Here is a 9,195-nt window from a genome sequence, read left to right on the forward strand (position 1 = left end):
CAGCATGTACAATGCTTCAAACAAAAATTTCATTCATAGTGTCTGACCATGCCAAAACAAAAAACAGCCACCCCAAAAGCACCAGCCAAACTTAAGGCAGCATTGCCCAAGCGCCAGGCCAGCCAGGCCCTAACCCCTGCCTTTAATGCTCGCATAGAAGGTATAGACTACGACATCCTCGAAGAACTCACCGGCTACGCCGTGCGCCGCGCCCAGCTATCCATCTATGCAGACTTCACCGCCAGCCTGGGTGCGTATGACATCACACCTCAACGCTTTTCTTCCCTGGTGATTATCAGCAACAACCCCGGCATTTCACAAACCCGCCTGGCAGAAGTCATGGGTATCGCCCGCTCAGGCGTGGTTGCCATCATCGACAATTTTGAACAGGCAGGCCTGCTGGAACGCCAGGACGCCGGCGACCGCAGATCCTATATGCTGCACCTGACCAAAGACGGCCACAAGCAATTGGCAAAATACAAGCTGGTAGTGAAAGAGCATGATGACAGGGTCAGCCAGCACTTGACGGTGAAGGAAAGGCAGCAGTTGCGTACCTTGTTGGGGAAGTTGTGTATGGAGACGAAGTAATAGTCTTGCGTCGGGTCTCGACAGGCTGTACTTCGTAGGTTGGGCTACGGGGTATCAGCCCAACACTTGGCCTTAAAAAACGTATACCTTATTTAATCGCTAAGTGTTGGGCTGGTAAAGCGTAGCCCAACCTACGATGCGAGCGAGGCAGCCCAACCATTGGAATACAAATTTAAAGTTTCATGCTGCAATGCTACATCGTCGTCAGCACAAAACCATAAATCCAAATCCCCACTTGCATCCCACCAGAAATATTATTATATTAAATAACTGTTATGCGACATAACAATATTGCGGCGAAAAAAAAATTCCAAACCAGACAACAATACACCACCCCCGCATCTGCAATACCAACAATAATTCAGGAGACCGCAATGCAAATCAAGCTCAACCCTATACTGGCCGCATTATTGATAGCCGCCACAAGCACGGCCCACGCCGATATCACCATCGGTGTCAGCCTGCCCCTGACCGGCCCGGCATCTGGCCTGGGCATCCCCACCAAGAACGGCATAGGCCTGTGGCCAGAAAACATAGGTGGTGAAAAAGTAAAACTCATCATCCTCGACGACGCATCCGACACCACCCAGTCCAGCAAAAACGCCCGCAGGCTCATCACTGACGACAAGGTCGATGTCATCGTCGGCTCCACCGCCACACCCGCTTCCGTTGCCCTGGCAGAAGTCGCGTCTGAACTCAAGACGCCACAAATCTCTACCTCACCTGTCGAGGTAGCACCAGGCAAAGGCACCTGGACCTTCCGCGTCGCTCAATCAACCCCGCTCATGGCCCATGCCGTGGCCGACCATATGAAAAAAGCAGGCGTCAAAACCTACGCCTACCTTGGCTATTCTGATGCCTATGGCGAAACCTGGTTCAAGGCCATCACTGCTGCGGCCGCCAAAGATGGCTTGCAATCTGTCGCCACAGAACGCTTCAATCGCCCCGACACCAGCGTCACCGCACAAACCCTGAAGATACTTGCCGCCAAGCCAGATGCAATACTCATAGGCGCATCCGGCAGCGGTGCAGCCATGCCACACAAAGCCCTGATAGAACGCGGCTACAAAGGCAAAATCTACCAAACCCACGGCGCAGCATCACGTGACCTCATACGTCTGGGCGGCAAAGACGTAGAAGGTGCCTTCGTCGTCGCAGGCCTGGCCATCCTGCCCGAACTGCTGCCAGACAACCACCCCTCAAAACAACTGGCCACAGACTTCACCAGCCGCTATGAAAAACAATATGGCGAAGGCACCAGAAACCAGTTCGCCGCCCACGGCTACGACGCCTACCTGCTACTGAACCGCGTCATCCCCCTGGCCCTGAAAAAAGCCAAACCCGGCACGCCAGAATTTCGCACAGCCTTGAAAGATGCGATGGAATCTGAGATCGATATCCCCATCTCCCAGGGTGTCTTGCATTACACCGCGAATGATCATTTTGGCCTGGAAGAAAAGGCGCGGGTCATGCTGACGATACAGGGCGGGAACTGGAAGGCAGTTGGGCCTTGATGAGCAAGAGGAGATGAATAGTAATTTTGTTTGCTTTGATCTGGTAATTGCATGTGCTACCAGATCAAATTCCCGATAAACGCTGAGGCGGCAAAACCATGTGCGAGTACATAGAGAAAACTCCCGCATGAAGCTCAGTGTTTCCTGGACTTTAAACCTCAGTAGCGCCGGACGATTCGGGCCGCTGCGCAAGCAGATGAGACAGTCTTTGCAGAGCCGCCTGCAAGCGCCCACGGTCCTTGATGCCACCCAAAGAGATACGGATTGCATTCACTGATCCACTGCCAGTGGCGAATGCTTCCGCTGGCATGACCGTAATGCCCTCGCTCTCGGCTGCGCGCGCAAACTGTGCGGAGTTCCAATACGCTGGCAACGCTAGCCATACATGTAGACCATCTCCGTCACCGCTGTAGCGCCCCGCCAGAATATCCCTGGCCATCCAGTGGCGCAGGCGCGCCTCCCTGCGTACGCCTTCCATCAACCCCTGGGCCGAACCATCGACTATCCACTGAGTGGCCAGTGCAGCCGTCAGAGGAGCGCCCATCAGCGCAAATGATCTTAGCGCGACCAGGAAGCGTTCACGTTCCTGTGGAGCTCGTATCAGTACGAAGGCAACACGCAAGCCGGGCGTCAGGCATTTCGACAGCGTCGAGATGTAGTACACCTGTTCCGGCGCAAACGTCGCAATAGGCGGCGGCGGGGCATCGGCAAGCAACCAGTAGGGATCATCTTCGACAATGCGTACATTGCAGCGCTGCGCGATGCTGGCGAGCTCCTTGCGCCGGTGCGCCGGCATGGTAACGGCGGTCGGGTTCTGTAATGTAGGATTGAGATAGATCAGCCCAGGCTTGTGCTGGCGGCACGCTTGCTCAAGCATCTCAGGCAGCATTCCGTGCTGATCCGCTTCCACCGCAATGATGCGTCGGCCTAACTGAGTTGCAGCGGCCCGCAAGCCGGGATAAGTCATTGCTTCTGCCAGGATCACATCGCCAGGCTCAGTCAGCGCAAGTATCAATGCCGCGATCGCCGCTTGCGCACCAGGGCAGACAACAAGCTGTTGAATATCCAGATGCCCAAACATCGGTGCCAGCCATTTGGCTCCAGCCTGGCGATCCGAGTCGCTCCCCCCGGCCAGGTGGTAAGTCATCAACTGCTCATTATCTGTCCTCATCAGTACCTGAGACAAACCTTGCTTCAACATGTCGTCGAAGTCCACACCATCCGGCGATGGTGGCGTATTCATGCTCAGGTCGAGGACGGCGTTCAATTCAACTTTAGGCGCCGCGACATAAGTACCCCGGGCACCGCGGCCCTCCAGCAAGTTGCGGCGTCGGGCCTCGTCGTATGCCCGCGTGACCGTCGTCAGGTCAACTTCCAGTTGTGCTGCCAGCTGCCGCTGCGTAGGCAGGCGCTCACCCGGTTTCAGCGATCCTTCTACCAATGCGGCCTGCAAGGCATCCGCAATCTGTAAAAAACGTGGCCCGCCGTGCACGGCCAATCGCGGCAACCAGATCGGCACATCTTTATCTTGTATGTTTTTCAACTGGGACATTTTGTCCTAATGTATGGAAATTGCTTTCAAGTAGTATGCATCAGGGCGCACAGCAACACCATGCTTGCATGGCAGTTGTTGACGTTTCCCCTTCTCGCATCTGCACCCGGCAAATCGCTACGCTGGATGCCTGGGGGATGGTTGAAAAAAAATGTAGGTGCTGAAGCAGCAGTTTACGGTAGTGCTCTGCACACGATAGATAATGTCATTAATAAGCTGGAAATACTCAAAATGATGGATTGGATCCCTATAGTCCTGGTGACATTCAAGCTTCTCGTGCTCGCCATAGGCATGTTCTTCGCCATCAAGTGGCATTATGATCAAGGCAAGAAGATGGCGACGAATGCGGTACTACGCGCGGGGGGCAAGATAGCCGCAATCTTCATGCTATCGCTCCTGGGCCTGGGGTATCTCACCTTCGTCCTTGCCAGGATGTTTGGTTTGGATTTGAGCTTCCCGTGATGGTAAAGAATAGTCGGTCGGTATCCAGTGATGCGGCTAATGGGCAGCGTTGGCAGGCAGGTATGTTCTACCGCAGCCGCCTTGTAGACGCCCGCGCCAACTCAATCAAAGTCGCCTTCGCCGCAGAATGCCGTACTGGCAGCAAAGCCTCTACCCCCATTGCAATCTGCCTCGCAGCCACAGCCCGTGTATCCTCCAGCGCCTCATTGGCGACCAGCCATGCACTAACCTCGGTGGCATCAGCAAAACCATTCGCTGCCAGTGCATCAAAGCCTTGCGGGTCGCGCTGGCGGGCCAGTAGCAAGGGGTAGGTCAGCAGGCCGGTGCTGAGGTCGGTGTAGCGAGTTTTGCCTGTGTCGTTCGTATCCGGGGCGAGGTCGATGATGTCGTCGATGAGCTGGAAGGCCAGGCCCATGTGGCGGCCGAAATTGGCGGTGGCGCTCACTGTGGCGGCGTTGCAGCCGCCTACGGTGGCACCGGCGCGGCAGGACCAGGCGAACAGGCCGGCGGTTTTGCCGTCGATGATGCGCAAGTAATCTTGTTCGCAGGCTTCCAGGTTACGGCGGCCTGATAGCTGGTCGGATTCGGCGGCGATCATGGATTCTATGACTTCAAACAAGTCGTCTGCCAGGCCGTTATAGCCTATGCGGTACAGTGAGCGTACGGCCCGTGAGACCAGCAGGTTGCCTGCCAGCACACCGGCACCGACGCCATATTTTTTCCATGCGGTGGGATGGCCGCGTCGCTGGTCGGCTTCATCGATGATGTCATCGTGCAGCAGGGTGGCGGCGTGTATTGATTCTGTGATGATGGCGACCTGCACCGCTTCTTCTGACAAGAAGCGCCGCATCAGCATGGAGCACAGCAGGGCGCAGCTTGCGCGCAGGCGCTTGCCGGACTGGAATAGTGAATCTGCCAGTACGCCATCAATGAGGTGGCGCTGGTGGCTGGCGCCGTATTCACGAAAATGTTTATCGGTCTGGTCCAGCGCGCTGATTAAACGTGCACGCAATTTGTCGAGGTCGTCTGCCAGCGCCTTGTCATTGATGGAGCCGACTACATCATTGATCAGCGTGTTCACGCCAGATGTATTAGCCTGCGCTTCTGCTGTACCTGATTTCGAGTCAGGCGCAGTGCTGGCCCATTTGGAGACCGGTGCCACGCCTCTGCTGAGGTTGTTGATAAAGCGCATGGCCTTGGATTCAAACTCCGGCAGGCGTTGGTCCCAGCCCAGCTGGCGCACGATGTCGCCAGCCTTGACAGAATACTCGGCAACGCGGCTGGTCATGCCACCCAACCAGGCGATGGTTTCGCCTGAGAATACCGGCACCAGGTCCAGCAGGTGCGGCAAGCCTGCTTCAAAGCGTAGCTTGTCTATAACCTTCAGTGGTGTTAGCGCCACGGGTTCTTCCAGCGGGAATAACTGGCAGCGTACGGCACTGGATGCAGTCAGATCAAGTATGCGATTAACGACAAGGCGTGCAGATTCATTCGCGCTTTCCATGGTCGCCACATCGGTAGTGGTGCGCACAAAATCACCAGCCACAAACAGATTGCTGATGCCTATATCCACCTCAGGCCGCGCCGCCCAAGAACCCGCGGTGTTGACGAACAGCGGCGCATCGTTTTGCATGCCATGTTCTGTCCAGTGCAGTGACGGGTCTATCGAGCAGGCGACCACGCCAGCAGCTTCCAGCTCTGCGCGGTCTGCCGGTGCAAGGTGGGCCAGGATCTGTTGCCAGACTTCTTCCTGCATTTCTGCGGCTGTGCAATCCTTTGCAAGCTTGCGTATGTAGTCACCCGGTGCATCAAAATCAGAGATGCAAACGCTCAATATGCCGCGCACAGCTCCATCGCCATATTGCGCCAGCCCGCGTGGCCAAAAGCGTTGCTGGCACAGCGAGGTCAATGCCCACGGCGCATCCAGAAATATCGTGTGCCCGTGATTGAGTTCTATGTCTTGCCCGAGATAGAAGAGGATGCCATTCATCCACTCGGTCTTGAGTTCGTCCAGCCTTGCAAGGCTCGGTGCTCTCGCCAGCATGTCTTCATTGCTGATGGCCTGCAAGGCTTCTAGCGGTAGCGCCAGAATGAAATGGTCGGCTGCCAACTCTGTGCCATCACTGAGTTGCAGCGCCCTTGCAGCATCGCCATCCCACAGCACATTTTCTACTGATACACCCTGGATAAATTCCACACCCAGATGTTGCAGATGTGTGACCCAGGGTGCTATCCATACTTCACTGGTCGGGCCATTCAGTACTCGATCTGCACAACTGCGGTAGATATCGCTGAGCAGCTGTATGCCCACCACCACGTTGGAACGTGCGCTCATGTCCGCCGCACGGCAAGCCACCAGGGTGCGTGTCACGGCATTGATGACATATTTCTGGTAAGCCTCAGAACGTGACGGTGCCTGGAAATAATCCCAGGCAGAGATGTTTTCAAATTCGCCAAAACGCCGCTCATCAGAACTGGTCAACATGGTGAACACGCAGCGCACATAATGCAGCATGTCTTCACGCGGTACATCGACACCGCTGCCCACAAAAAGATCGTACAGAAAAGACAGCAGCGACGCCGCATCACGCGATGATGAGCGCAACTGGTTGGGCACTTCCCAGCGCCCCTTCTTGGACAGCGCCAGCGTGCGCGAAGTATGCGCCAGGTTGTCTGCCACGCTGCCATACGACCCATCCGCCAGCACGCAGGGTATGCGCGCCATGGTGTCAGGGATATGCCGGTAAAAACCGGGGAAGAAGCGAAATCCATGCTCACCCGGCAGCTCCTGCTGACCAGCAGCAGCTGTTCCCTCAACTGGTATGCTGCGCGACTTGCCACCCGGCGCAGCCAGCGCTTCTACCACCGTCACCAGATAACCACGTTCGGCCAGTTCATGCGCTGCCGTCAAACCTGCAATACCTGCGCCTGCTATCAACACTCTAGTTTGCTTCAACGAGCTGTCTCCCGGGATAAGGTCGCGGAGATAAGCTCATCCGCCATTAGTAAGTGGGTAATTACTCAGTGGGTAATTTGTCAGTGGGTATTATGCTGGCAGTCTGTTGGTCTTGGGCAAGCTAAGTGCGGGCGAAATAGTATTTGTATAAAAAAACAGACATTTACCAGTAGCCAGCTTAGGCTGGGTTTATCTGCTCTATCGTCAAACTTCCCTCTTTTTCAGAACAGTTCTGATCTTCGCCACAGCAGCACAGCTCCCTTGCCAGATAAGCTCCAGCTGAAAATAAATACAAAAATCGGTATACATCGTGACACGTGTAAGATATTGTTGATACATGAAAGAATTAAAAAATCATGCAATCACAGGTGAGCAATTGCTGGAAGTGCTGGCGGCGCTGGCCAACCCGCATCGCTTGCGCATCATTGCCATACTTGAGACGCAGGGTCGCAACTACATCAGCCAGCTCGCCCGCGAGGTAGGCATCAGCCGCCCCTTGCTGCATCTGCACCTGCAAAAGCTGGAGGCTGCTGGCCTGGTCACCAGCCAGCTAGAACTGTCACATGATGGCAAAGCCCTCAATTATTTTGAAGTATCCAGTTTCGCCATTACGCTTTCGCCACGCAGCATTGCCGCGGCGGCGGTTTCCCTGAACAACAATCCAGAATCATAGAGGTCACCATGTCTCAAAATGCCTTTTTCGCCGCGTTCTTCTTCCCTGCCGCTGCCGCAGTCATCATTTTTTTCATGAAATATGTCTCCGAGGTTTTGCAGGCGCGAGTGCGCCTGGGGCAAGACGAAGCCTATCGTGCGCTCGCAACCCAGGCAGCCGCAAGCCAGGCTGAAATCGTGGCGGCATTGGCCTCAACGACTGCAGCCCTGGCAGAGATACAGGGCAGACTCGTGACGGTAGAAAAGATACTTCGCGAAGTTGAATAGCACACTAGTCGCAGCATCAACACCATCAACACCATCAACACAATCAGCAGCATCAAATCAGTAGCATCAAATCAGCGCGCAGTCTCACTTTGTTTAGCTGCGTCACCCTGCGGCCATTAGGAGTCAAGCAAATGCACCATGTGTCATCGTCTCGTCTGTCTGTGCCCAGGGCGCTTTACCCGCTTATTACTATCGCGCTTCGATCCTCACATCCATTCACGCATTCAGCCACAGCTGGTGCAAGATGAAACGAGTACTACGCTGGTTTGCCTGGAGCCTGCTGGGCCTGCTTGCCCTCATCGCGCTGTGCGGCGCATTGTTCGCCTACTTCATCTATTCCCCCGCACCCATCCGCCCCAACTTGTCTGGTGTTGTGCAAAAAGGCAGCATACAGGCAGGTGGCATCAAACGCACCTACATCAGCTATGTGCCACGCGACCTGCCCAAGGGCGCACCCCTGGTGCTGGTCATGCACGGCTCAGGCCAAAGCGCAGAAGATATACGCGTAGAAACCGGCTACGGCTTCGAACGCCTCGCCGACCAGCACGGCTTCGCCATCGCCTATCCCGACTCCTACAGCTTTGACTGGAACGATTGCGGCAAAATTGGCGACTACCAGGTCAATGGCCGCGACATCGACGACGTTGGCTTCCTCAATGCCCTGACCGACAAACTCATCACAGACCTGGGCACAGACAAGACCCGCGTATTCGCCACCGGCGTATCAGCAGGCGGCTTCATGTCATTACGCCTGGCCCTGGAATCCCCAGCCCGCTTCCGCGCCGTGGCCGCAGTATCCGCCAGCGTGCAAGTCCCGCAAAACTTCCGCTGCAAACCCGCTGGCACCGGCACCTCCGTCATGATCATGAACGGCACCAAAGACCCGCTAGTGCCATACAACGGCGGCGAAGTGAACCTGCTTGGCCTGTTCTACAAATGCGGCGACGTACTCAATGCCCGCGCATCCGTACAATATTTCGCAGACCTGAACAAGATCACCGCCGCACCCACGGCAAAAACGACCGCAATATCAGGTGGCGATGTAGAACGCATAAGCGTAAGCACCTCACCAGCACCGTCCTTGACTTTTTACGTTTAACTCGAAGTCAAACTCAGACTCAGGCTGTTTTTTGCGCCAGACGATCAGCGACATTCCAAGGCAAGAGATCGGCGACCTTATTGAT

8 protein-coding genes are annotated in these 9,195 nt (G+C 55.5%); 6 read left to right on the forward strand and 2 right to left on the reverse strand.

What is annotated here, in order from left to right:
• Positions 1 to 48: 48 nt before the first annotated feature.
• Both ACO0LC_RS02255 and ACO0LC_RS02260 read left to right on the forward strand, forming a co-directional pair.
• Complete coding sequence (locus ACO0LC_RS02255) at positions 49 to 588, forward strand: MarR family winged helix-turn-helix transcriptional regulator (protein WP_423000177.1); 540 nt, start codon at positions 49 to 51, stop codon at positions 586 to 588.
• A gap of 374 nt (positions 589 to 962) precedes the next feature.
• The gene (locus ACO0LC_RS02260; RefSeq protein ID WP_423000179.1) at positions 963 to 2,102 is read left to right on the forward strand and encodes an ABC transporter substrate-binding protein; all 1,140 of its coding nucleotides are present in this window, start codon (positions 963 to 965) and stop codon (positions 2,100 to 2,102) included.
• 151 nt (positions 2,103 to 2,253) lie between these two features.
• Here the strand turns inward: ACO0LC_RS02260 and ACO0LC_RS02265 are convergent, their stop codons facing one another.
• Positions 2,254 to 3,654 (reverse strand): PLP-dependent aminotransferase family protein, encoded by a 1,401-nt coding sequence (locus ACO0LC_RS02265; protein WP_423000181.1) that lies wholly within the window; start codon positions 3,652 to 3,654, stop codon positions 2,254 to 2,256.
• A gap of 231 nt (positions 3,655 to 3,885) precedes the next feature.
• Between ACO0LC_RS02265 and ACO0LC_RS02270 the strand changes: the two genes are divergently transcribed.
• Entirely contained in the window at positions 3,886 to 4,116 is a 231-nt protein-coding gene (locus ACO0LC_RS02270; RefSeq protein ID WP_423000215.1) for a hypothetical protein, read from the forward strand.
• Between the two features lie 67 nt (positions 4,117 to 4,183).
• Here ACO0LC_RS02270 and ACO0LC_RS02275 read toward each other — a convergent pair whose 3' ends face one another.
• Entirely contained in the window at positions 4,184 to 7,072 is a 2,889-nt protein-coding gene (locus ACO0LC_RS02275) for an FAD-dependent oxidoreductase (RefSeq protein WP_423000183.1), read from the reverse strand.
• 337 nt (positions 7,073 to 7,409) lie between these two features.
• On the opposite strand from ACO0LC_RS02275, the gene ACO0LC_RS02280 reads away from it, so the two are divergent.
• The 3 genes from ACO0LC_RS02280 (at position 7,410) to ACO0LC_RS02290 (ending at position 9,110) form a co-directional block, all read left to right on the forward strand.
• Positions 7,410 to 7,745, forward strand: coding sequence for an ArsR/SmtB family transcription factor (locus ACO0LC_RS02280; RefSeq protein ID WP_423000185.1), 336 nt, complete (start codon positions 7,410 to 7,412; stop codon positions 7,743 to 7,745).
• An 8-nt stretch (positions 7,746 to 7,753) separates the two neighbouring features.
• Entirely contained in the window at positions 7,754 to 8,011 is a 258-nt protein-coding gene (locus ACO0LC_RS02285; RefSeq protein ID WP_423000187.1) for a hypothetical protein, read from the forward strand.
• A 244-nt stretch (positions 8,012 to 8,255) separates the two neighbouring features.
• Positions 8,256 to 9,110 carry an alpha/beta hydrolase family esterase gene (locus tag ACO0LC_RS02290; RefSeq protein ID WP_423000189.1) on the forward strand — a complete coding sequence of 285 codons (855 nt, stop codon included), beginning with the start codon at positions 8,256 to 8,258 and terminating at the stop codon, positions 9,108 to 9,110.
• The last annotated feature ends 85 nt before the right edge of the window (positions 9,111 to 9,195 follow it).

The sequence above is a fragment of the Undibacterium sp. JH2W genome (genome assembly GCF_049340425.1).
Lineage (GTDB): Bacteria > Pseudomonadota > Gammaproteobacteria > Burkholderiales > Burkholderiaceae_D > Undibacterium.